Genomic DNA, 21,856 nt, shown 5'->3' on the forward strand with positions numbered 1-21,856 from the left:
CTGAAGGTGGGATACCTATGAACTGTTTGAAGGATAAATTGAATATGATTGAAACTAATCCCGGTGGTGATCACCTTCGTTACTCGTTCACCTTACCTCCCCTACATCATCAGACGCCGGAAAGAAAAAGCGAGTCAAAGGAAAAGCCAATGACTCCCAGGGAAGTGCTTGAAAGTGTGACCAATGGAAAGCGCGATCAAAAACTGGCTGAGGCTGGCGCTGATTACGCGCGGTTTATGGTCAACTGGTTCGATTCCGGAAAACCCACATCATAAGGAGCCGATGCAGGAGTGCTCATCGGCATTGTCTGCCAATCAGTAGGGCCTGCTTTAACGCCTTCGTGAACCTTTAGACGGTGGATGTCCTTTGATTGATTATTTCCACGCCCCACGCGGGAATATTCAAAGGAGGGTGTCCACCCTGGATGCGGCCCGCCGCTCCGTCGGCGAGGGTGGTGGCGTTGCTGATCAAATGCACGTCCTGCAATTTTAACGGGCTCTGGATTGCTGGCCTTTAACAATGCAGGTCCCCAGGCAGCACGAGTCAAATCTGGGAGGGCTTATTTGGGATACAGCGGCGGCAAACTGGTGGTGTCCGTCGCCGGGTCCTGCTCGCGCTCGGCCATGGGGATGGCCTTGACCGCACGCCACAGCTCTTCGCCCAGCCAGTATTGACCGCTTTCGCTGTACAGCGCGCCATTGAGCCCATCCAATGCATCCGACAACGGCACGAACCGTGCCGCCATATCCGCCAACGTTTCCGGCTGTTGCCGCGCCCAGGCATCCAGCGCCTGGCGGGTGGCCTGGGGGTCGTTGGCCTGGGTGGCACGCTTGAGGTCGTCGAGCAGGGTGCGCGGGCTCGGGCCGGTTTGCGTGGCGCGCAGTACCGCCGGTTGCCGACGGGCCCGCCACCACAGGCCGAAGCCCAGCAGGGTGGTGCAGGCCAGGAGCAGGGTGCTGAGTTGCCACAGCCACAGGCGGCTGTCGTCCGGTGCGGTGATGATGGTTGGGGTGGCCGGCGTGTCCACCGCCAGGCTGGGGTTGTTGGCCACTTGCAGGGTGCGGGCCGGCAGGCTGGTGCGTTCCAGATGGTCCTCGTGGGTGTTCCACCACACCACCTCGACGGCAGGCAGTTCCAGGGCGCCGACCCGGTTGGGCACCAGGGCCTCACGGTCCTCGCGACTGCCGATCAGGCCACGGTCACTGGTCTGGTTGCCGAGCACCGGCTGGTCCGGGTAGCGGCGCAGGCCGTTGATGTCGGTGCTGGGCAGGGCCGGCAGTTGGGCGCTGGACAGGCCCTCGGCCTTGACGGTCAGGCTGCGGGTCAGGGAGTCGCCGACTTGTACATGTTCCGGCTCCGGGTTCCAGCTCTCGGTGAGCGTGAGGCTGCGGGCCGGCAGCCAGGGGGCATCGACGGGGTACAGCGCGGGCTTGGGCTTGACCGCCAGTGGCAGCGCCGCCGAACTCACATGGATCAGCTTGCCGGGCTTGGTGCCCTGCAGCGTGTTTTCCTGGGGTGGACGCGACTCCACCAGCGTGGCGCTGAACGTCTGCGACGGAATCTCCAGGGTGCCGCTGTGCTGCGGGTAGATCGCGTAGCGGGTTTCGATCACGCCATGGCGGATGCTGTTGATGACCTTTTCGTAGGTGCGCGACTCGCCCAACTGTTCGACACGGGCATCGGGGATCTGCAACGGCGTGAGACTGCTGTCGTCATACAGCGACACCGAGTGGTACACGCGCACGGTCAACAATGCCTGGGCCTGCACATAGACGCTGGTCTGGTCGAGGTTGGCTTCGACAAACACCGGGGCCAGCTCGGCGTTGGTGTCCTGGCTGGTGGTTTCCAGCACTTGCAGGCTGATCGGCTGGGTCGTGTACTCACCCACTTGCAGTGGCGGAATCACCACCGTGCCGTTCTGCTTGGGCAGCAGGGTAATGATCCAGCGCGTGGTCGCATGGTTATCGCCACCCAGTGTCGTGAGTTGGTTGAGCTGGCGCGTGCCGCTGACTTCGAATTGCGCATCCAGGGGCGACAGGTCGGGCTTGCCGAACTGGGTGACATCGCTGGATTCCACCGTCAGTTCCACCGTTTCCCCGGAATTGAGACGGTTGCGGTCGACGCTGGCGACCAGGCTGGCCGCCTGGGCGTGGCCTGCCGACAACGCGAGCAGAAGCAGAAGGGTGGTGCGGCGGCTCATCGAGTCTTGTCCTGATGCTGTTGCTGTTCGTACCAGAATTTGCGTCGCAGCAGTTCGCCGGGATTGTCCGGGATCTCCTGCAGCCATTGTTCCAGGGCCTGGCGGTGTTCACCGTCGAGGTTGGCGTCGGCAGCAAGCAGCGGCGGGGTGGTGGTGTGCTCATCGCCCAACTCGCTGCCCGGCACGTCGTTGCCAGCGGCTGGCGGCGGGGTGCCGGCCTGGGTATCGCCGCTGCCGGCTTCGCCCTGGCCCTGGGACGACTGCTCGCCACCTGTGGCATTTTGCCCAGTGGCGCCCGGTTGCGCAGTTTGGCCGGGTTGGGTGGTTTCGTCATCCTCGTTTTTTGCCTGCGTTTGCGGCTCGGGTTCTGCCTGTTCCTGGATCAGGGCTTCTACCAGGGCCTTGTTTTTCAGTGCCGGTTGCAGGTCGGGCTGGGCTTCCAGGGCTTGTTCGTAGGCGTCGATGGCCGCTTCGAGTTCACCGGACCTGGCCAGGGCGTTGCCGCGATTGTAGTGGGAATAGGCGTCATTACCCTCGGCAAACCGCTTGATGGCCTCGGCATAGTTGCCGGCCTCGTACAGGGCGACGCCTTGCCATTGGGCATCCTCGAAATGTTCGGCGGCTTCGGCGGGGCGTTTCTGCTTGAGCAGGTATTGGCCTTGCTGGTCCGGACGCAGCCACAGATCCTGGAATTCAAAGGCATAGCTGGGTTGGGGCGAGCCCAACAGCAGCAGCGGTAGAAAGAACAACCAGCCGCGCCGCCCGGCGCAGGCGGCCAGCAGCAACAGCGGCAGCAGCAGCCAGTAACCCTGGTCGGCCCAGGTGTCGAGGTGCAGCAACTGGCCGTCATTGCGCAGGGCTTGGGGCGGGTCCAGCACGCCGAGCTGGCGCAGGTCTTTATCGTCCAGGCGTGCGGCCCGGTAGCGTCCGCCCATTTCGCTGGCGAAGGCCTTGAGCGTCGGGCTGTCGAGGCGCGGTACCAGGATTGCGCCTTGTTCGTCCTTGAGGAATTCGCCGCTTTCCTGGGTCACCGGCGTGCCTTCACGGCTGCCGATGCCCAGGATCGACAGGCTCGGCGCCTGGTTGCCCTGCAGCAGCAGGCGAATGCCCTGGCGTTCCTGTTTGGACAGCGATGAGCCGACCAGCAGCAGGCGACCCTGGCCCAGGCCGCCATGCTTGAGCAGGTCCAGCGCTTTCTCCACGGCCAGGTCGGCGCGGTGGCCGGACTCCGGCATGATCGAGGGGCGCAGGGCCTCGAGCAGGTTGCGGCTGGTGGCCAGGTCGTCCGACAGCGGCACCAGGGTGTGGGCGCTGCCGGCATAGACGACGATGGCGGTTTGCGCATCGCTGCGCGCCTGCAACAAGTCGTAGAGTTTGCGCCGTGCCTGTTCGAGGCGGTTGGGCGGGCTGTCGGTGGCGAGCATTTCCGGGGTCAGTTCGAGCAGCACCACCAACGGGTCGGAGGGTTTCTGGCTGGTTTGTTCAACCCGTTGCCAGCTGGGACCCAGCAACGCCAGCACCGCCAACAGCCAGGCGAGGCCCAGCAACACCCATGGCGATTTGCTTTCGCGCCCGCTGCCACCGCTGAGCAGTACGGCGTGGAAGGCCGGCGGCAGGATCATCTGCCAGCGCCCGGCGCGCTTTTGCCGGTGCCACAGCTGCCACAGCAACCAGCCAAGCAGCGGCAGCAGCAACAGCCACCAAGGGCGGAACCAATGCGGCCACAGGGCGATCATCGACGCCTCCGCAGACGCAGGCGTTTAAGGCGCTGGCGCCATTCCGGATGCTGTTGCAGGAAGATCCCCTTGCTCGACAGTTTGTTGAACCCGCGTTGCAGAGCGTTGTTCGGCCAGCGTTCGTGGATCACCAGCAACATGCTCAGGATCAGCGCCAGGGCCAGCGGTCCGCTGTACAGCGCCTGCGCCGGGCGCGCCTGGGTGGGTTGCTGTTCGACGGGCTCGAGCTTGTCCAGTGTCTGCTTGATCGCTTCCAGCTCCTGGCCATCGCGGGCACGGAAGTATTGGCCGCCGGTGGCTTCGGCAATCGCCCTGAGTGCCGGCTCGTCGAGGTCCAGGCTCGGGTTGACGCCAAGGATGCCCAGGGAACCGGTTTGCTCGGGGTCGGCACCGATGCCGATGGGGTAGATCTTCACCCCTTCTTCGGCCGCCAGGCGCGCGGCGGTCAGTGGGTTGATCTGCCCGGCGTTGTTGGCACCATCGGTGACCAGGATCAATACGCGGCTTTGCGCAGGCCGCTGGCGCAGGCGTTTCAACGCCAGGCCAATGGCATCGCCAATGGCGGTGTTCTTGCCGGCGATGCCGATGCGCGCTTCATCCAGCCAGGTGCGCACGGTGCGGCGGTCAAAGGTCAGCGGCGCCTGGAGATAGGCCTGGCTGCCGAACAGGATCAGGCCCACGCGGTCGCCTTCGCGGCCTTCAAGGAAGTCGCCGAGCAGGTGCTTGACCAGGTTCAGGCGGCTGACGTCTTCGTCCTGCCAGTGCATGTCGGGGAAGTCCATGGAGCCGGACACGTCCACCGCCACCAGCAAATCGCGGCCGCTGGCGGCAATCGGCAGTGGTTCGCCCAGCCATTCCGGGCGCGCAGCGGCGGTCAGCAGCAGCAGCCACAGCACCACGAAGGGCGCCTGTTGGCGCCAGCCCGGCAGGTTCACCCGCGCACGGCGGCGGGCCAGGCTTTCGAGATCGCCGAGGTAGCTGACTTTAAGGGCGGGCTCGCCGCTGTCGGCCGCCGGCAGGATGAACCGCATCACCCAGGGCAAGGGCAACAGGACGAAGATCCACGGCCAGGCGAACTCAAACATGTTTGCGAATCCAGGTGTCGACCGCTTGGGTCAGGCCGGCGATGGCCTTGTCGTCGAGTTTACATTCGGGTTTGTAGGCTCCCTCCACCAGCACCATCCAGCGCGTGAGGCCGGCGGCGGGGCAACGGTTGTCGAGGAATGCCAGCCATTTGCGGCCGTTGAGGGTATGGCTCTGGCTATAGGGATAGTCGTTGCGGCACAGGCGCTTGAGCAGGCCATTGAGCTGTTGCAGCCAGGCACCGGCGGGCGCGCCATCGTAGGGTTTGGGCATCAGCGCCAATTCCGCCAGGGCGGCGATGCGCAGCGGGTCCAGCGGTTGTTCGGCGCGGGCCAGGGGGCGTCGAGTCGGCAAGAAGCGGCGCAGCGACCACACCCCCCAACCCAGCAGCGGGATGACCAGCAGCAACAGCCACCAGCCCGGCGCGGGCGGCCAGAAGCCGATGGGCGGCGGGGCGATCAGCGGTTGCAGTTGGTCGAGGCTGCTCATTGCTTTTTAACCGGGCGTTGCGGGTTGAGGTATTCGCGCAGTTGTTCGACCATTTCGCTCTGGGTGCTCAGGGGCATCAACAGGATTCGCAGTTTCTGCGCGAGCAGTTCCCAGCGGGCGATGCGCGCTTCGGCCTGGGCCTTGTAGGCCTGGCGCAAATCGAAGTTCAGGGTATCCAGTTCCAATTGCGCCCCGCGCTGCGCAAAACGCAGCAGCCCGGCGGCAGGGAGCGCGTGGTCCAGCGGGTCGGAGATCGGCAACAGCAGCAAGTCGCAATGGCGTGACAGCAGGCTCAATTGCTGCTCGGCGCCCTCGGTGAGGGCACGTTCGTCGCAGATCACGATTACCAGGCTGCCGGGACGCAGCACTTCGCGGCCACGGCGCAGGGCCATGCCCAGGGCGTCGGCCTCCGGGCGGCTTTCGGTGTCCAGGCTCTGGTTGACGCGCACCAGGCGGTTGAGCAATTGCAGCAGGCTTTGCTTGCTGCGGCGCGGCTTGATTTCGTAGTGCTCGTTGTCGCCGAACACTAGCCCGCCGACGCGGTCGTTGTGCCCCAGCGCGGCCCAGCCGATCAGGCTGGCGGCTTGAGCGGCGAGCACCGATTTGAACATTTGCCCCGAGCCGAAAAACAGCCGGCAGCTTTGCTCCACCATGATGAAAATCGGTCGTTCGCGTTCTTCGTGGAACAGCTTGGTGTGCGGCTCCTGGGTGCGCGCGGTGACGCGCCAGTCGATGGTGCGCACGTCGTCGCCGGCCTGGTACACGCGCACCTGGTCGAAGTCGACACCGCGCCCGCGCAGCTTGGAGTGGTGCAGGCCGATCAGCGGGCTGCGCTGGCTTGGCGTGGAAAACAGCTGCACTTCGCGCACGCGGTGGCGCATCTCGATCAGCTCGCTGAGCGTGACGCGCACCCCATCGCTTGCGTTCATCGACTTCAAGCGACGGCAACGACGTCGAGAATGCGTTGCACCACACGGTCCTGGTCAATCCCGGCCGCTTCGGCTTCGAACGACAGGATGATGCGATGACGCAGCACATCGAACAGCACCGCCTGGATGTCTTCCGGGCTGACAAAGTCGCGACCGGCCAGCCAGGCATGGGCGCGCGCGCAGCGATCGAGGGCGATGGAGCCACGGGGGCTGGCGCCGTAGGCGATCCACTCGGCCATCTCGGGATCGAACTTGGCCGGGGTGCGCGTGGCCATGACCAGTTGCACCAGGTATTCCTCCACCGCATCGGCCATGTACAGGCCGAGGATTTCCTTGCGCGCGGCAAAGATCGCCTGCTGGCTGACACGGCGCTCGGGCTTGGTTTCGCCGTTGAGGGCTTCGCCACGGGCCTGTTGCAGGATGCGCCGTTCGACGGCCGCGTCGGGGAAGCCGATCTTGACGTGCATCAGGAAGCGGTCGAGCTGGGCTTCGGGCAGCGGGTAGGTGCCTTCCTGCTCGATGGGGTTCTGCGTGGCCATCACCAGAAACAGCGGGGACAGGTCGTAGGTACTGCGCCCGACGCTGACCTGGCGCTCGGCCATGGCCTCCAGCAGCGCCGATTGCACCTTGGCCGGGGCGCGGTTGATCTCGTCCGCCAGTACCAGGTTGTGGAAGATCGGCCCTTGCTGGAACACGAAGCTGCCGGTTTCCGGGCGATAGATCTCGGTGCCGGTGATGTCGGCGGGCAACAGGTCGGGGGTGAACTGGATACGATGGAACTGCGCTTCGATGCCTTCGGCCAGCTCTTTGATCGCCTTGGTCTTGGCCAGGCCCGGCGCGCCTTCCACCAGCATATGGCCGTCGGCGAGCAGGGCGATCAGCAGGCGATCGATGAGTTTTTCCTGGCCGAGAATCTGCGTAGAAAGAAAGGTTCGCAGCGCGAGCAGCGCTTCACGATGTTCCATCGATGACGGTTCCTGGAGAGATGAGCCTGTGCGTCATGTAACAAACGACAGCCTGGGGCGCCTACTTTAATGCATGGCAGGGGGTGGCGACTAACGGCACGCGGGGTATTTTTAGCAAAACTTGTAGGAAAATTGTGTGAGAGGCACAAAGGGCGGTGAGCAGGCGTGCCCGCTCACCGCCTCTGCTTCAACGGCAGGGCACCCCGGGATGCCAAGGCTGGCTGTGCACGGCAGAGTTGAGATCCGGGCGTTTACCGAGGCTGTAGAAGTTCTGTTTGTAGACCATGCCGTTGTACGCCACCGCCTCTGCGTAGGTTGAATACACCTTGGTGGGCGACCACGCCGGAATATCGCCACAACTGCCCGAAGGTGGCGGGGCCTTGACGGTGATCGGTTTTTCCAGTCGCAGCGTACCGCCGCGTCCGTCACTGACCACGACACTGACGATGACGCGGGTATCGCCGCTGACGGCAGGGGCGGTGAGGGTGACGCTGCGGGTATTGCCGATGGTGCCGGTGAAGCCGGTCGGGCGCGTCCAGGTGTAGCTCATCGGGTCGCCGTCAGGGTCGCTGGCGTTGGCGATGAAGCTCACGACCTGGCCCGAATCGACCGTTTCGCTGCCCTGCAGGCTGCCGACGGGTGGGCGGTTGGCGGGGGTGCCGGTGGTCACCGTGAGGGTGTGGCTGGCGGTTGCGCGGCGCTCGCGTTCATCGGTGACGGTCAGGGTGATGACGCGTGTTCCCGCCGTATTCGGGGCAATGAAGCTGCTGGACGCTTGCGCCGAAGAATCCGGGTTGAAGCCAGTGGCCGCCCAGGCGAAGCGCAAGCCTTGGCCCGTGGAGGAAGCCCCCGATAGCAGCACCGCCTTGCCGGCTTCAATACTGGAGGGGCCGGTGATCCTGGCGACCGGCAGCGCGCTGCCGCAGGTGCCCAGGCGCCGCCAGGGTTTGGCGGAGCCGGTTTCAACAAAGTTCAGATCGGGACGAGCGTTTTGCGTCCAGTGCGCCACTTGGTAGTTGTAACCGCTGTAGGAGACTTTTTCGCCGACCACGGCATACACCTTGCTCGCAATCCAGGGGGCGGCGCAGTCGCCGACCGGAGGCGCGTCAGGGGCCTTGATGGTGATGTTTTCCCTCAGGTTGAGGGTGTGGGTGCCGTCGGACACCGCCACGGAAATCGAGGTCAGGGTATCGGCGGTTACGGGCGGTGCGGTCAATGACAAGGTCGGCCCATCCCCGTCCGGTGGGGTAAACCCGTCGGCATTCCAGCGATAGGTCAGCGGTTTTTGCGTGGGCGATTGCGCATAGACATGGCCGTTGAACGTCTCTCCCGATTTGGCTTGCTCGGGGATGGCCAGCCGGCCCGTGGGCGGTTGGCCGGCGCCGTCGGCAAGCAGTTTGCGGATGGCGGCCTCCAGGTCCGGCTGCACGCCAATCTCGGTGCGGTTGCCGTTGGCTTGTGGATAGCCGGTTTCTACCAGGATCCTGCGCAGCTCCTTGGGTGCGAGGTTGCCCAGGCCATTGGCCCGCGCCACACCTTGCAGCGATGCCATCACCCCGGCAATGATCGGGTTGGCGGAGGAGGTGCCGCTGTAGGTGTGGGTATAGGCGCTGGTGGGGTTGGCGGTGGTCCAGGTCGTCGTGGTGACGGAGCCGCCCCAACTGAACAGGTCGACGCGTCGGCCGTATTGGGAGTAATAGGCTCTCAAACCGCTCGTGGGGTACACGGCGCCCGCGTAGATGCTGCCGGAATCGAATCTGTTGCGATCAAAGTAGCCGTTGAAGTAGGGGTGGTCCAGGTTGATATTGCCGTTTGCCGCAGCCAGTACGACATGCACACCTTTTTCCATGGTCAGGTAGGTAATGATGTCGCGTACCGTTCGGTTGTATTCCACGGGCATGTAGCAGTTCTGGCTGCAACCGACTGCTGGAAAGGGCGTGTAATTCATATGCACGCCCAATTGCACCACATCGCCGGGGCTCAGCAGTTCGGCGGTTTGCAGCAATCGGCTGGGGCCATATTGCGAATAACCCAGTTGTGCATGGGGCACGATGCCGGTGGTGCCGAAGCCATTGTCCCTGGAGCCGATGGTGCCGACGCTGGCCGTGTCGTGGTAGCCGGTGATGGCCCCTGCATCGACTTCCAGAAAAGGCTTGGGCAGGTCCACGTGGTTGTAGGCCCAATGATCGATCTCCGAAGAGATCACCCGCATGTTGTTGCCCTTGCCACCGGGTACGGTCCAGGCCTTCACCGCGTTTACACCGCCGATGTTGTAGGGCGGTACGGCTTGTCGGCCGAGCAGGTAGTACTGGCGTCCGGTATGGTCCGGTATGCCGCTGCGCGCACTGCCCGCGATGGGGTCGGCCTTGTCCTCGTGCATGCCCTCCACCACGGGTTCAAAGTCGACGTCTTCTATGACCGGGTCTTGCTTGAGTTGCTGGCGCAGTGCGTCAGCCTGCCTGTGGCTCAAGTGGCGGGTGTCGACGATGTAGTAGCGGTCCAGTCGATGCCGGCGCAGGGCTTCTACATCCGCCAGCGTGCGGGCCTTGCTCGGCGTTACCAGCGGCTTGATGTTGGGCACGCGGTGCTGGAAGGTGCTGGAGGGGTCGACGAGGTCCTGAAGATTTCGCGACCTGGATCCGTCATCTTTGATCAGCAGGATCAAATGTGAGTAGTCAATGTTGGCTGCGGATGCCGCCAGCGCTGATGAAGCCGTGGTCAAAAGGCCAATAGCCAGAAACTTGCTGATGGATTTCATCGAGGCACCCGTGCAGTCACCGTTGCTTTGCTCAGCTAAGGCCGGAAACACGGGGCCGGGTACTGTTAGAAATAACAGTACCGACCAACGGTCAAGGGCATCGGTGAAGGCTGCGCCAGTGCGATTCAGGCGCGGATGTAGGTGCCGGTGCCCTTGAGAATGTTCTGCAGGGTCTGTTCCACTTCTGCCATCTCCGCTGCGGCGGTGGCGTGGGTTATCTCCAATTGGTCCTTGCCGCCCAGTGCATCGGCATCGCCCGCCGCCAGCTCTACCCGCAATGTCGTATCGCTGAGGGTGACTTTCAGCCCATCCAGGGTCGACGGCTCGTAGTCCCAGGTCAGTTCCACTTCGTCTTCGTCGGGGTAGCGGGTGAGCATGAACATCTCGCCGTTCCTGCCGTGGCAGCAGAGCATGGCCATGTTGTCTTCTTCGTCGTCGCACGGGGTGGCCATCAGGGCGTCGGTTTTCAGTTGCAGCATGGGGAATCCTGTCTGGGGTAGGGCGTTGCGTAGGCAATTGTGCCATTGCGGCGAATTTTGTGCTGCTTCCTGTGTCAGACCCAGTGCATGACCTGTCGGGCTCTACCAGTCATTTTCGGTACTCGGTGGCGGAAAAATAGCCGGTTTTTCTACCGGAAATTCCGGGTTGCCCAAGTCGCAACCCCAAGCCTGCGTACCGATGACCGAATATGTCGCAGCACCGCAAGCACCCGGCTTCCCACACTCGTTAAGCTGCGCAACGGATGTGCACGTGCCAGGCGCCTGACCTGCCCGTCGTACCGTCACCCGGCAAGGTGCGCATCTTATGGAAGTTGTATGTGACCTCATTGTCTTGTCCAGCTTCACCCACCTGTCACCCTGATTCGTTTATGGTGCTTAACTCGTTACCTGCGAACAGAGCTGACGGTCTCCCCACCAGGGGATAACACGCGACGCTTCCATCAATAACAAGCCCAAGCGGAGTACCACAGATGGCGTTCTTCACCGCAGCCAGCAAGGCCGACTTCCAGCATCAACTGCAAGCGGCACTGGCGCAGCACATCAGTGAACAGGCACTGCCACAAGTGGCGCTGTTCGCTGAACAATTCTTCGGCATCATTTCCCTGGACGAACTGACCCAGCGTCGCCTTTCCGACCTGGCCGGTTGCACCCTGTCTGCCTGGCGCCTGCTTGAGCGCTTTGATCACACCCAACCGCAAGTGCGGGTCTACAACCCCGATTACGAACGTCATGGCTGGCAATCGACCCACACCGCGGTCGAAGTGCTGCACCATGACCTGCCATTCCTGGTGGACTCGGTACGCACCGAGCTGAACCGCCGTGGCTACAGCATCCACACCCTGCAGACCACCGTGCTCAGCGTGCGCCGTGGCACCAAGGGCGAGTTGCTGGAAATCCTGCCCAAGGGCACCCAGGGCGAAGGCATCGAGCAAGAATCGCTGATGTACCTGGAAATCGACCGCTGCGCCAACGCCGCCGAACTCAACGTGCTGAGCAAAGAGCTTGAGCAGGTACTGGGCGAAGTGCGCGTGGCCGTGGCCGATTTCGAACCGATGAAGGCCAAGGTCCAGGAGCTGCTCGACGGTATCGACGCCAGCCCGTTCGGCATCGATGGCGAAGAAAAAGCCGAGATCAAGAACTTCCTGGAATGGCTGGTGGGCAACCACTTCACCTTCCTCGGCTATGAAGAGTTCGTGGTACGTGACGAGGCGGACGGCGGTCATATCGAATATGACGCCAACTCGTTCCTCGGTCTGACCAAGCTGCTGCGCGCCGGCCTCACCGCCGACGACCTGCGCATCGAAGACTACGCCGTGTCGTACCTGCGCGAGCCGACCGTGCTGTCGTTCGCCAAGGCCGCGCACCCGAGCCGTGTACACCGCCCGGCTTACCCGGACTACGTGTCGATCCGCCAGATCGATGCCGACGGCAAGGTGATCAAGGAGTGCCGCTTCATGGGCCTCTACACCTCGTCGGTGTACGGCGAAAGCGTACGCGTCATCCCGTATATCCGCCGCAAGGTCGCGGAAATCGAGCGTCGCTCGGGCTTCCAGGCCAAGGCGCACCTGGGCAAGGAGCTTGCTCAAGTCGTTGAAGTGCTGCCCCGTGACGACCTGTTCCAGACCCCGGTCGACGAGCTGTTCAGCACCGTGATGTCGATCGTGCAGATCCAGGAACGCAACAAGATCCGCGTGTTCCTGCGCAAAGACCCGTACGGTCGTTTCTGCTACTGCCTGGCCTACGTGCCGCGCGACATCTACTCCACCGAAGTGCGCCAGAAGATCCAGCAAGTGCTGATGGATCGCCTGAAAGCCTCGGACTGCGAGTTCTGGACCTTCTTCTCCGAATCCGTGCTGGCGCGCGTGCAGCTGATTCTGCGGGTCGACCCGAAGAACCGCCTGGACATCGACCCGTTGCAACTGGAAAAAGAAGTGGTGCAGGCCTGCCGCAGCTGGCAGGACGACTACTCCAGCCTCGTTGTGGAAAGCTTCGGCGAAGCCCACGGCACCAACGTGCTGGCGGATTTCCCGAAAGGCTTCCCGGCCGGCTACCGCGAGCGTTTCGCTGCGCATTCGGCTGTGGTCGACATGCAGCACCTGCTCAGCCTCACCGAAGCCAACCCGCTGGTGATGAGCTTCTATCAGCCGCTGGGCCAGGTGTCCGGCCAGCGCGAGCTGCATTGCAAGCTGTATCACGCCGATACCCCGCTGGCGCTGTCCGACGTATTGCCGATCCTGGAAAACCTCGGCCTGCGCGTGCTGGGTGAGTTCCCGTACCGCCTGCGTCATGCCAACGGCCGCGAGTTCTGGATCCACGATTTTGCGTTCATCGCCGCCGAAGGCGTGAACCTGGACATCCAGCAGCTCAACGACACCCTGCAGGACGCGTTCGTGCACATCGTGCATGGCGATGCCGAGAACGATGCGTTCAACCGCCTGGTACTCACCGCCGGCCTGCCATGGCGCGACGTCGCGCTGCTGCGTGCCTACGCCCGTTACCTGAAGCAGATCCGCCTGGGCTTCGACCTCGGCTACATCGCCAGCACCCTGAACAACCACACCGACATCGCCCGCGAGTTGACCCGGTTGTTCAAGACCCGCTTCTACCTGGCGCGCAAGCTCACCGCCGATGACCTGGAAGACAAGCAGCAGCGCCTGGAACAAGCGATCCTCACCGCCCTGGACGACGTCCAGGTGCTCAACGAAGACCGCATCCTGCGTCGCTACCTGGACCTGATCAAGGCCACCCTGCGCACCAACTTCTACCAGACCGACGCCAACGGCCAGAACAAGTCGTACTTCAGCTTCAAGTTCGACCCGCGCGCGATCCCTGAGCTGCCCAAGCCGGTGCCGAAGTTTGAAATCTTCGTCTACTCGCCCCGCGTCGAAGGCGTGCACCTGCGCTTTGGCAACGTGGCCCGTGGCGGCCTGCGCTGGTCCGACCGTGAAGAAGACTTCCGTACCGAAGTGCTTGGCCTGGTCAAAGCCCAGCAAGTGAAGAACTCGGTGATCGTGCCGGTGGGCGCCAAGGGCGGCTTCCTGCCGCGTCGCCTGCCACTGGGCGGCAGCCGTGACGAGATCGCGGCCGAGGGCATCGCCTGCTACCGCATCTTCATTTCCGGCCTGTTGGACATCACCGACAACCTCAAGGATGGCGCCCTGGTGCCGCCGGCCAACGTCGTGCGCCATGACGACGATGACCCGTACCTGGTGGTAGCCGCGGACAAGGGCACCGCGACCTTCTCCGACATCGCCAACGGCATCGCCATCGACTACGGCTTCTGGCTGGGCGATGCGTTCGCCTCCGGTGGTTCCGCCGGTTACGACCACAAGAAAATGGGCATCACCGCCAAGGGCGCGTGGGTCGGTGTGCAGCGTCACTTCCGTGAGCGCGGCATCAATGTGCAGGAAGACAGCATCACCGTGGTGGGCGTCGGCGATATGGCCGGTGACGTGTTCGGTAACGGCCTGTTGATGTCCGACAAGCTGCAACTGGTCGCGGCCTTCAACCACCTGCATATCTTCATCGACCCGAACCCGAACCCGGCCACCAGCTTCGTCGAGCGCCAGCGCATGTTCGAGCTGCCGCGTTCGGCCTGGACCGACTACGACACCAGCATCATGTCCGAAGGCGGCGGTATCTTCTCGCGCAGCGCGAAGAGCATTGCTATCTCGCCACAGATGAAGGAACGCTTCGACATTTCGGCCGACAAGCTGACCCCGACCGAACTGCTGAACGCCTTGCTCAAGGCGCCGGTGGACCTGTTGTGGAACGGCGGTATCGGTACCTACGTCAAGGCCAGCACCGAAAGCCACGCCGATGTAGGCGACAAGGCCAACGACGCGCTGCGCGTCAACGGCAACGAGCTGCGCTGCAAGGTGGTGGGCGAGGGCGGTAACCTCGGCATGACCCAGCTGGGCCGTGTGGAGTTCGGCCTCAATGGCGGCGGCTCCAACACCGACTTCATCGACAATGCCGGTGGTGTGGACTGCTCCGACCACGAAGTGAACATCAAGATCCTGCTCAACGAAGTGGTGCAGGCCGGCGACATGACCGACAAGCAACGCAACCAGTTGCTGGCGAGCATGACCGACGAAGTCGGCAGCCTGGTGTTGGGCAACAACTACAAGCAGACCCAGGCCCTGTCCCTGGCTGCGCGCCGTGCCTACGAGCGTGCCGCCGAGTACAAGCGCCTGATGAGCGACCTGGAAAGCCGTGGCAAGCTGGACCGCGCCATCGAGTACCTGCCGACCGAAGAGCAGCTCACCGAGCGCGCTTCTACCGGCAAGGGCCTGACCCGTCCGGAACTGTCGGTGCTGATCTCCTACAGCAAGATCGACCTCAAGGAAGCGCTGCTCAAGTCGCTGGTCCCGGATGACGACTACCTGACCCGCGACATGGAAACCGCGTTCCCACCGAGCCTGGTGGCCAAGTTCGGCGAAGCCATGCGTCGCCACCGTCTGAAGCGCGAGATCGTCAGCACCCAGATCGCCAACGACCTGGTCAACCACATGGGCATCACCTTTGTGCAGCGACTCAAGGAGTCGACCGGCATGAGCCCGGCGAACGTGGCCGGTGCCTACGTGATCGTGCGCGACATCTTCCACCTCCCGCACTGGTTCCGCCAGATCGAAGCCCTGGACCACCAGGTCTCCGCTGACGTGCAATTGCAGTTGATGGATGAGCTGATGCGCTTGGGCCGTCGTGCCACGCGCTGGTTCCTGCGCAGCCGTCGCAACGAGCAGGACGCCGGCCGTGACACCGCGCACTTCGGTCCGCACCTGGCCGCGTTGGGCCTCAAGCTCGACGAACTGCTGGAAGGTCCGACCCGCGAAGGCTGGCAGACCCGCTACCAGGCCTACACCGAAGCCGGCGTGCCGGAGTTGCTGGCGCGCATGGTTGCAGGCACGACCCACCTGTACACCTTGCTGCCGATCATCGAAGCCGCTGATGTGACCGGGCATGACGCCGCCGAAGTGGCCAAGGCCTACTTCGCCGTCGGCAGCGCCCTGGACCTGCCGTGGTACCTGCAGCAGATCAGCGATCTGCCCGTGGCCAACAACTGGCAGGCCCAGGCCCGCGAAGCGTTCCGCGACGATGTGGACTGGCAGCAGCGGGCGATCACCATTTCCGTCCTGCAAATGGCCGACGCGCCACAGGACATGGAAGCCCGCGTGGCCCTGTGGCTTGAGCAGCACAAGGACATGGCTGATCGTTGGGTCGCAATGATGGTGGAAATCCGTGCTGCGGTCGGCACGGACTACGCCATGTACGCGGTGGCCAACCGTGAACTGCTGGACCTGGCGTTGAGTGGTCAGTCGGTGCTGCAACCGGCTTGATGCCTGGGTGAAACCAATGTGGGAGGGGCTTGCCCCCGATAGCGGTGGGTCAGTCATGTATGTGTTGACTGACACTCTGCTATCGGGGGCAAGTCGAATCGTCGCACCGCCCCTCCCACATTTGGATCTTTATTTATCTGGTGGTCAGTGGTGTTTGAGTAATTTGCTTTCCAGGTGATCCAGGTGCCGGGTCATCAAGCCCACCGCAGCAGTCACATCCCGCTGCTCAATCGCATCCACAATCGCCACATGCTCCTGCCACGCGCAATACGTGCAGGCTTTCGCTTCGTACTGGGCAATGATCAGCGACGTCAATGGCACCAGGCTGTTGAGAAACTGCGCCAACGGCGCGTTGCCCGCCATCTGCGCCAATTGCAGGTGAAACTCCCCTGACAACCGAATCGCCGGCCCACGCTGGTTGCGTTCCATACCGTCGCGTTCCCGTGCTATCAGCTCGCGCAGCTGGCGTATCTGCGTGGGCGTGGCCTGGGCGCAGGCCAATTGCACCACCGTGATTTCGGTCATGCGCCGCGCTTCGAGGATCTGCCGCGTCTGCTGGGCATCCGGCGCTGCGACCTGGGCGCGCTGGTTGGGGCGCAGGATGACCACTTGCTGGTGGGACAGCTTGGCCAGTACCCGGCGAATCACGCTGCGGCTGACGCCAAAGGTTTCGCCCAGGCCTTCTTCGGTAAAGCGGCTGGACGGGGCGATGCGCTGTTCGAGGATGGCGTCGAACAACCGTGGGTAGATGTCGTCCACCGAAGGCTTTTTACCGGCCACCAGGCGCAGGGCAGGAATGATCGGATCGCGTTGCAGGGCGTGGGCGGTCATGGCCTGTCTCCAAAAAATCAGTTGCCGAGATGGTCGTCCGGAATGTTCAAGTGAATGCCCATGCGCAGGCCTTCCTGGAGGATGTGCCGACGCATCTCGGCACTGGCCAGGGCGCTGTTCTTGTTGCGGATGGCGCGTACCACTGCTTCATTTTCCTGCAGGCGTTCCGCCAGGTGCTCGGGGGAATTGCGCAGTACCTGGGCGCTTTGCTTGAGGGCGGTGCTGGTTTGCTGCACCACGTTCTGGAAGATCGGGTTGGCGGTGAGCGCGAACAGTTCCTCATGAAAGTCGAGGTAAGCGTTCATGCCGGCTTCGGCGTCACCGGCATCCAGGGCTTCGCGCATGTCCATCAGGGTCAGGCGCAATTGGCCGACTTCCTTGCTGCTGATGGACTGGGCCACCAGGCCGACGATAAAGGGTTCGAGGGTGTAGCGCAGTTGCAGGATGTCTTCGAGGCTGGCATCGGCCACGGCGTCGCTCGATTGTGGTTCGCTGACGCTGGTTTCCAGCACGACCACACCTTTGCCGGGCATGGAGCGCACCAGGCCGAGGGTTTCGAGCACGATCACCGCTTCGCGCAGGCTGGGGCGGCTGATACCCAGCTGTTCGGCCAGTTCGCGCTGGCCCGGGAGCATTTCGCCCCGGCGCCACTGACCCTGCTTGAGTGCGGCGCGGAGTTTTTCTACGACTGAATTGACGACGGTTGAGGTGCTGATCACGTCGATGGTTCCTTGATGGGGCGAATCCAGTGTGGGAGGGGGCTTGCCCCCGATAGCGGTGGATCAGTTACAGATAGATCAACTGACCGTCCTCATCGGGGGCAAGCCCCCTCCCACATTAGCCAGTGTTGCCCATGAGACAGCATTAGAATTCCTGGTGGACCGGCACTACCGGCTTCCTGGCCTGGAAGGCATAGCCTTGCTGGCCGTCGAGCACCTTGTTGGCGCGTTGGATATCGATGTCTTTTTCCCAGCGGGCGATGGCCACGGTGGCGACGCAGTTGCCGATCAGGTTGGTCAAGGCGCGACCGATACCCATGAACCAGTCCACCGCCAACACCAGCACCAGGCCGACCACCGGAATCGCCGGGATCGCCGTGAGCGTCGCCGCCAGGATCACCAGGGCCGAGCCGGGAATCCCGTGGGCGCCCTTGGAGGTGATCAGCGACACCAGCAGGATGGTCAGCAGATCGGTCATTGACAGCGGCGTGCCGGTGGCATTGGCGATAAACACGATGGCCAGGGTCAGGTAGATCGAGAAACCGTCGAGGTTGAACGAGTACCCGGTGGGAATCACTAGGCCCACGGTGGAGCTGCCGATGCCCAGGTGTTCGAGTTTGCGCATGACCTGCGGCAGCACCGCGTCGGAGGAAGCGGTGCCCATCACGATCAGCAGTTCTTCACGCAGGTACTTGAGCAGCGGCAGCATGCGCAGGCCCGACAGGCGCATCACCACGCCGAGGATCAGCGCGACGAAGGCAAGGCAGGTCAGGTAGAACAGGCCCACCAGGCTGCCCAGGTGTTGCAGGGAGTCCAGCCCGTAGGTGCTGGTGGTGAAGGCGATCGCACCAAACACGCCGATGGGCGCCAGGCGCACGATCATGCCCATGATGCGGAAAATCACATGGCTCAGTTCATTGATCAGCCGAGTGATACCGGAGGCCGCTTCGCCCACCAGGTTCAACGCGCTGCCGAACAGCACCGAAAACAGCAGCACTTGCAGGACATTGTTGTCGGCAAAGGCGCCGATCACCGAGTTGGGGATCAGGTCCATCAGGAACTGGCTGGTGCCCTTGATGTGCTGGCCCTTGTCGGCCAGTTCATTGAGACCGGCGGAGGAGAGCTGTTCCAGATGGATATTGGCGCCGGTGCCGATCCCGGTGCTGAAGGCCATGACCAGGCCGATCACCAGGGCGATGGTGGTGAGCACTTCAAAGTAGATCACCGACTTGAGGCCGATGCGCCCGACCTTCTTCAAGTCGCCGGCCCCGGAAATACCACTGACCACCACGCAGAACACGATCAGGCCGATCAGCATCTTGATCAGCTTGATAAAGCCGTCACCCAGGGGTTTGAGTTGCGAGGAGAATTCGGGAAGGGCCAGGCCGCACACGATGCCGAGCATCAGGCCAATCACGACTTGCAGGAAAATCGAACGCGAGCACCATCTGAGCATGGGAGGGATCTCTATTCGGTGCCCCGGTGGTTCCAGGGCTTAATTGTTGTGGTCATACCGGTAAGTCCAGTGCGTCGCCAGTCTAGGCCAGGTATTTTTGAAATCACAAGTAAAAATTCGGCGGTTGGCAGGTCCCGGTCTGACCAGTTGGTCGCGAAGGTTGATGCTTGAGCGGTTGGCGGGGCGCAAATTTTTTCGCTTATCATCCGCCGCCTGGCACATGAGGTGATGGATGGACAAATCAGGACTGACCACCGACGAAGCAGGGCTGACCCACTGCACCTGGCGTACGACCGCACCGGAATACCCCCGTTATCACGACCACGAGTGGGGCGTACCGGTGGCGGATGATGTTCAGCTGTACGAGAAGATCTGCCTGGAAGGCTTCCAGGCCGGCATGGCCTGGATCACCATCCTGCGCAAGCGCGAGCCGTTCAGGGCGGCATTCGACGGTTTTGATTTTCGCCGGGTGGCGCAGTACGGCGAGGCAGATATCGCGCGGTTGATGCAGGATCCGGGCATCGTGCGTAATCGGGCGAAGATCGTTTCCACCATCAACAACGCCCGCCGGGCGTGCGAGCTGGTGGCTGAAACCGGCTCGCTGGCGCAGTGGTTATGGGCGTTCGAACCCGGCCCTGAAGAGCGCCCGGCAGTGGTGGACCTGGCTTACTGGACGGGCAATCCCATCTCGCCGGCCTCGGTGCGCCTGTCCAAGGCCTTGAAGAAACGCGGCTGGACGTTCGTCGGGCCGACCACGATGTATGCGCTGATGCAAGCGATGGGGATGGTCAATGATCACCTTGATGGGTGCGTGTGCCGCCCAAAGATCGAAGAACTGCGTCGCCAGTTCAAGCGCCCGTGAGCCGCTGACGGTGGGAGGGGGCTTCACCCATGCTGCTGATTGGTGATGAGGCCAATCCCATCAATGGTCGAACGCAAGCCGGCTCGCCAGGTTTGCCGAGGCCAGCTCGATAAAGCCTTGCAGGGCCGGCAGCCCGAAGTGTGCGTTGAGCGGTTCGGCACCGGCCCAGCAGCCATTGACGGTCCAGAGGTCGGGGTCCACCGGGCTGCGCTGTACGGCGTAATCGAGGCAGCCTGGGGTGGCGCGCACGAGCTCGGCGATCTGCCGCAGGCGCTCGCCCAGTTCCCTGGAGCGCCCGGCAGCCGCGCGGACATGAACAGTGTTGAAGGCACGGTCGGGCATGGCGATGGTCTCCGAGGTCGGGTGTCAGCGCACAGGCTAGAGCCTCGACGCGCCAGGACCAATGACCAATCCCTCGGAAAACCCCCTAGCCAATCTGCTGGAGAATATCGCACACCTTGTCCAGCGCCGGGTCGATGTCGAGGGTCTCGATGGCCCCAAACCCGATGATCAGGCCTGGGCGCACCGGCGTGTCGTGGAAGAACACGTCCAGCGGGTACAGGCCGACTTCCACCTGGCGTGCCAATTCCATCAGCAACGGGATATTCACCGGTACTTTGCACAACGCCGCCATATGGAACCCGGCGACGGTGGGCACCGCTTCGAACCATGGTGACAGGTCGCCCGCCAGGCGCTGCAAAATGCGCTCGCGGCGCCCGGCGTACACGGTGTGGCAGCGGCGAATATGCTTGAGCAAATAACCTTCGCTGATGAACTTGGCCAGTGCCCATTGCGGCAACGTGGAGCTGTGCTGGTCGGTCAATTGCTTGGCCTTGAGCACCGCGCCGTAGATCGCCGGCGGCAGCACCGCATAGCCCAGGCGCAGTTCGGGCAACAGGGTCTTGGAGAACGTCCCGACGTAGGTGACCACGCCACGGCTGTCCATGCTTTGCAGTGAGTCGGTGGGCCGGCCTTCGTAGCGGAACTCGCTGTCGTAGTCGTCCTCTATGATGATCGCACCCAGCTCGAAGGCCCGCGCCAGCAGCGCTTCCCGACGTGACAGGCTCATGGGCATGCCGAGGGGGAACTGGTGGGAGGGCGTGACGTAGATCAGCCGTGCGCCATCGGGGATCCGGTCGACCTGGATGCCTTGCTCATCGACGGGAACACCGATGACCCGCGCGCCCATCGCCATGAATAACTGGCGCGCAGGGCTGTAGCCGGGGTCTTCCATGGCGACGATGCTGCCCGGTTCCAGCACCACGCGGGCGATGAGGTCCAGGGCCTGCTGCGCGCCGTTGGTGACGACGATGTCGCTGTCGCGGCATTGGACCCCACGGGAAAACGCGATATGCCCGGCGATCGCGCTGCGCAGGGCCGGCAACCCTTCCGGCTGGCTGTAGAACCCGCTGTCCCGGGCGATGCGCCGCAACGCGTCCTGGGTGCAGCGCCGCCATTCATCCTGGGGGAACTGGTTGCGGCTGGTGGCGCCGCCGATAAATTCGTAGCGCAACGTGCTGTCGCGAGTGGGGTGGCGCATGGGCGAGGGCAGTGACTGCCACTTCGCCAGGTTGGCGGCGCAGGCCAGGTCGGTAGCAGTTTGCAGGCGCCCGGTCTGCGGCGTACGGGCGTTGACGAAGGTGCCGCGGCCGGTCTTGCCGACCAGCAGGCCTTCGTAGGTCAGGGTCGCGTAGGTGTCGGATACGGTCTTGCGGGATACCCCCAGTTGTTCGGCCAGCAAGCGGCTGGGCGGCAGTTGCGCACCGGCGGCCAGGCGCCCGGAGCCAATGGCCTCGCGCAACTGCTGGTACAGCTGTTCGGCCAGATCCTTGCGGCCATTGATGACGACGTGCAGTTCCATGTTTTATCCCGGGGTCTTCGCTCTGCGCCAAGGTTACTCGCTCGCGAGGTGCGCTCAAAATGGTCCCTGGGTAAACCGTCGGATTGGCTATAGGGCTGACACCGTGAGAGTTCTAGGCTGAACGGTCA

16 protein-coding genes are annotated in these 21,856 nt (G+C 63.3%); 3 read left to right on the forward strand and 13 right to left on the reverse strand.

The annotated features are described in order from the left end of the window. Positions 1 to 44 precede the first annotated feature (44 nt). Positions 45 to 275, forward strand: coding sequence for a hypothetical protein (locus tag BLQ09_RS30980; protein ID WP_133822098.1), 231 nt, complete (start codon positions 45 to 47; stop codon positions 273 to 275). 284 nt (positions 276 to 559) lie between these two features. Here BLQ09_RS30980 and BLQ09_RS11695 read toward each other — a convergent pair whose 3' ends face one another. From BLQ09_RS11695 to BLQ09_RS11730, 8 genes are all read right to left on the reverse strand, one after another. Next, entirely contained in the window at positions 560 to 2,200 is a 1,641-nt protein-coding gene (locus tag BLQ09_RS11695) for a BatD family protein (RefSeq protein WP_027608573.1), read from the reverse strand. After that, positions 2,197 to 3,936 (reverse strand): tetratricopeptide repeat protein, encoded by a 1,740-nt coding sequence (locus BLQ09_RS11700; protein ID WP_027608572.1) that lies wholly within the window; start codon positions 3,934 to 3,936, stop codon positions 2,197 to 2,199. The genes BLQ09_RS11695 and BLQ09_RS11700 overlap by 4 nt, the downstream gene beginning before the upstream one ends. Continuing rightward, positions 3,933 to 5,021 (reverse strand): vWA domain-containing protein, encoded by a 1,089-nt coding sequence (locus BLQ09_RS11705; protein ID WP_027608571.1) that lies wholly within the window; start codon positions 5,019 to 5,021, stop codon positions 3,933 to 3,935. Before BLQ09_RS11705 ends, BLQ09_RS11700 begins: the two co-directional genes overlap by 4 nt. After that, a complete protein-coding gene (locus tag BLQ09_RS11710) occupies positions 5,014 to 5,508 on the reverse strand; it encodes a DUF4381 domain-containing protein (protein WP_027608570.1) in 495 nt (164 codons plus the stop codon). The genes BLQ09_RS11705 and BLQ09_RS11710 overlap by 8 nt, the downstream gene beginning before the upstream one ends. Further along, the gene (locus BLQ09_RS11715) at positions 5,505 to 6,437 is read right to left on the reverse strand and encodes a DUF58 domain-containing protein (RefSeq protein ID WP_027608569.1); all 933 of its coding nucleotides are present in this window, start codon (positions 6,435 to 6,437) and stop codon (positions 5,505 to 5,507) included. Before BLQ09_RS11715 ends, BLQ09_RS11710 begins: the two co-directional genes overlap by 4 nt. A 5-nt stretch (positions 6,438 to 6,442) precedes the next feature. Then, positions 6,443 to 7,402: an AAA family ATPase gene (locus tag BLQ09_RS11720; RefSeq protein ID WP_003174327.1), complete on the reverse strand. Its 960-nt coding sequence runs from the start codon at positions 7,400 to 7,402 to the stop codon at positions 6,443 to 6,445. Positions 7,403 to 7,589: 187 nt separating this feature from the next. Beyond that, positions 7,590 to 10,160, reverse strand: coding sequence for a S8 family peptidase (locus tag BLQ09_RS11725; protein ID WP_092356833.1), 2,571 nt, complete (start codon positions 10,158 to 10,160; stop codon positions 7,590 to 7,592). Positions 10,161 to 10,285: 125 nt separating this feature from the next. Further along, positions 10,286 to 10,639: a hypothetical protein gene (locus BLQ09_RS11730; protein ID WP_065927991.1), complete on the reverse strand. Its 354-nt coding sequence runs from the start codon at positions 10,637 to 10,639 to the stop codon at positions 10,286 to 10,288. A gap of 491 nt (positions 10,640 to 11,130) precedes the next feature. Between BLQ09_RS11730 and BLQ09_RS11735 the strand changes: the two genes are divergently transcribed. Further along, a complete protein-coding gene (locus BLQ09_RS11735) occupies positions 11,131 to 15,999 on the forward strand; it encodes an NAD-glutamate dehydrogenase (protein WP_092356836.1) in 4,869 nt (1,622 codons plus the stop codon). A 144-nt stretch (positions 16,000 to 16,143) separates the two neighbouring features. Here BLQ09_RS11735 and BLQ09_RS11740 read toward each other — a convergent pair whose 3' ends face one another. The 3 genes from BLQ09_RS11740 to BLQ09_RS11750 all read right to left on the reverse strand — a co-directional run bounded on the left by BLQ09_RS11740 (position 16,144) and on the right by BLQ09_RS11750 (position 19,020). Continuing rightward, on the reverse strand, positions 16,144 to 16,830 hold the full coding sequence (locus BLQ09_RS11740) for a GntR family transcriptional regulator (RefSeq protein WP_065942031.1): 687 nt from the start codon (positions 16,828 to 16,830) through the stop codon (positions 16,144 to 16,146). Positions 16,831 to 16,847: 17 nt separating this feature from the next. Then, complete coding sequence (locus BLQ09_RS11745; protein WP_027608565.1) at positions 16,848 to 17,549, reverse strand: FadR/GntR family transcriptional regulator; 702 nt, start codon at positions 17,547 to 17,549, stop codon at positions 16,848 to 16,850. Positions 17,550 to 17,694: 145 nt separating this feature from the next. Beyond that, positions 17,695 to 19,020, reverse strand: coding sequence for a C4-dicarboxylate transporter DctA (locus tag BLQ09_RS11750; protein WP_169899436.1), 1,326 nt, complete (start codon positions 19,018 to 19,020; stop codon positions 17,695 to 17,697). Positions 19,021 to 19,237: 217 nt separating this feature from the next. Here BLQ09_RS11750 and BLQ09_RS11755 point away from each other — a divergent pair, with 217 nt between their 5' ends. After that, positions 19,238 to 19,867 carry a DNA-3-methyladenine glycosylase I gene (locus BLQ09_RS11755; RefSeq protein ID WP_092356839.1) on the forward strand — a complete coding sequence of 210 codons (630 nt, stop codon included), beginning with the start codon at positions 19,238 to 19,240 and terminating at the stop codon, positions 19,865 to 19,867. A 60-nt stretch (positions 19,868 to 19,927) separates the two neighbouring features. Here BLQ09_RS11755 and BLQ09_RS11760 read toward each other — a convergent pair whose 3' ends face one another. Continuing rightward, the gene (locus BLQ09_RS11760) at positions 19,928 to 20,209 is read right to left on the reverse strand and encodes a putative quinol monooxygenase (RefSeq protein ID WP_092356842.1); all 282 of its coding nucleotides are present in this window, start codon (positions 20,207 to 20,209) and stop codon (positions 19,928 to 19,930) included. A gap of 85 nt (positions 20,210 to 20,294) precedes the next feature. Beyond that, positions 20,295 to 21,728, reverse strand: a complete 1,434-nt coding sequence (locus tag BLQ09_RS11765; RefSeq protein WP_027608561.1) for a MocR-like pyridoxine biosynthesis transcription factor PdxR — start codon at positions 21,726 to 21,728, stop codon at positions 20,295 to 20,297. Between the last annotated feature and the right edge of the window lie 128 nt (positions 21,729 to 21,856).

It is taken from the genome of Pseudomonas sp. NFACC25, from assembly GCF_900100935.1.
GTDB lineage: Bacteria > Pseudomonadota > Gammaproteobacteria > Pseudomonadales > Pseudomonadaceae > Aquipseudomonas > Aquipseudomonas marginalis.

Bases quoted from the DNA above. Each gene is read 5' to 3' on its own strand.
- BLQ09_RS11730 (WP_065927991.1), bottom strand. From the start codon at position 10,639: ATGCTGCAACTGAAAACCGACGCCCTGATGGCCACCCCGTGCGACGAC.
- BLQ09_RS11755 (WP_092356839.1), top strand. From the start codon at position 19,238: ATGGACAAATCAGGACTGACCACCGACGAAGCAGGGCTGACCCACTGC.
- BLQ09_RS11765 (WP_027608561.1), bottom strand. From the start codon at position 21,728: ATGGAACTGCACGTCGTCATCAATGGCCGCAAGGATCTGGCCGAACAG.
- BLQ09_RS11740 (WP_065942031.1), bottom strand. From the start codon at position 16,830: ATGACCGCCCACGCCCTGCAACGCGATCCGATCATTCCTGCCCTGCGC.
- BLQ09_RS11725 (WP_092356833.1), bottom strand. From the start codon at position 10,160: ATGAAATCCATCAGCAAGTTTCTGGCTATTGGCCTTTTGACCACGGCT.
- BLQ09_RS11695 (WP_027608573.1), bottom strand. From the start codon at position 2,200: ATGAGCCGCCGCACCACCCTTCTGCTTCTGCTCGCGTTGTCGGCAGGC.
- BLQ09_RS11735 (WP_092356836.1), top strand. From the start codon at position 11,131: ATGGCGTTCTTCACCGCAGCCAGCAAGGCCGACTTCCAGCATCAACTG.
- BLQ09_RS30980 (WP_133822098.1), top strand. From the start codon at position 45: ATGATTGAAACTAATCCCGGTGGTGATCACCTTCGTTACTCGTTCACC.
- BLQ09_RS11710 (WP_027608570.1), bottom strand. From the start codon at position 5,508: ATGAGCAGCCTCGACCAACTGCAACCGCTGATCGCCCCGCCGCCCATC.
- BLQ09_RS11700 (WP_027608572.1), bottom strand. From the start codon at position 3,936: ATGATCGCCCTGTGGCCGCATTGGTTCCGCCCTTGGTGGCTGTTGCTG.
- BLQ09_RS11715 (WP_027608569.1), bottom strand. From the start codon at position 6,437: ATGAACGCAAGCGATGGGGTGCGCGTCACGCTCAGCGAGCTGATCGAG.
- BLQ09_RS11760 (WP_092356842.1), bottom strand. From the start codon at position 20,209: ATGCCCGACCGTGCCTTCAACACTGTTCATGTCCGCGCGGCTGCCGGG.
- BLQ09_RS11720 (WP_003174327.1), bottom strand. From the start codon at position 7,402: ATGGAACATCGTGAAGCGCTGCTCGCGCTGCGAACCTTTCTTTCTACG.
- BLQ09_RS11705 (WP_027608571.1), bottom strand. From the start codon at position 5,021: ATGTTTGAGTTCGCCTGGCCGTGGATCTTCGTCCTGTTGCCCTTGCCC.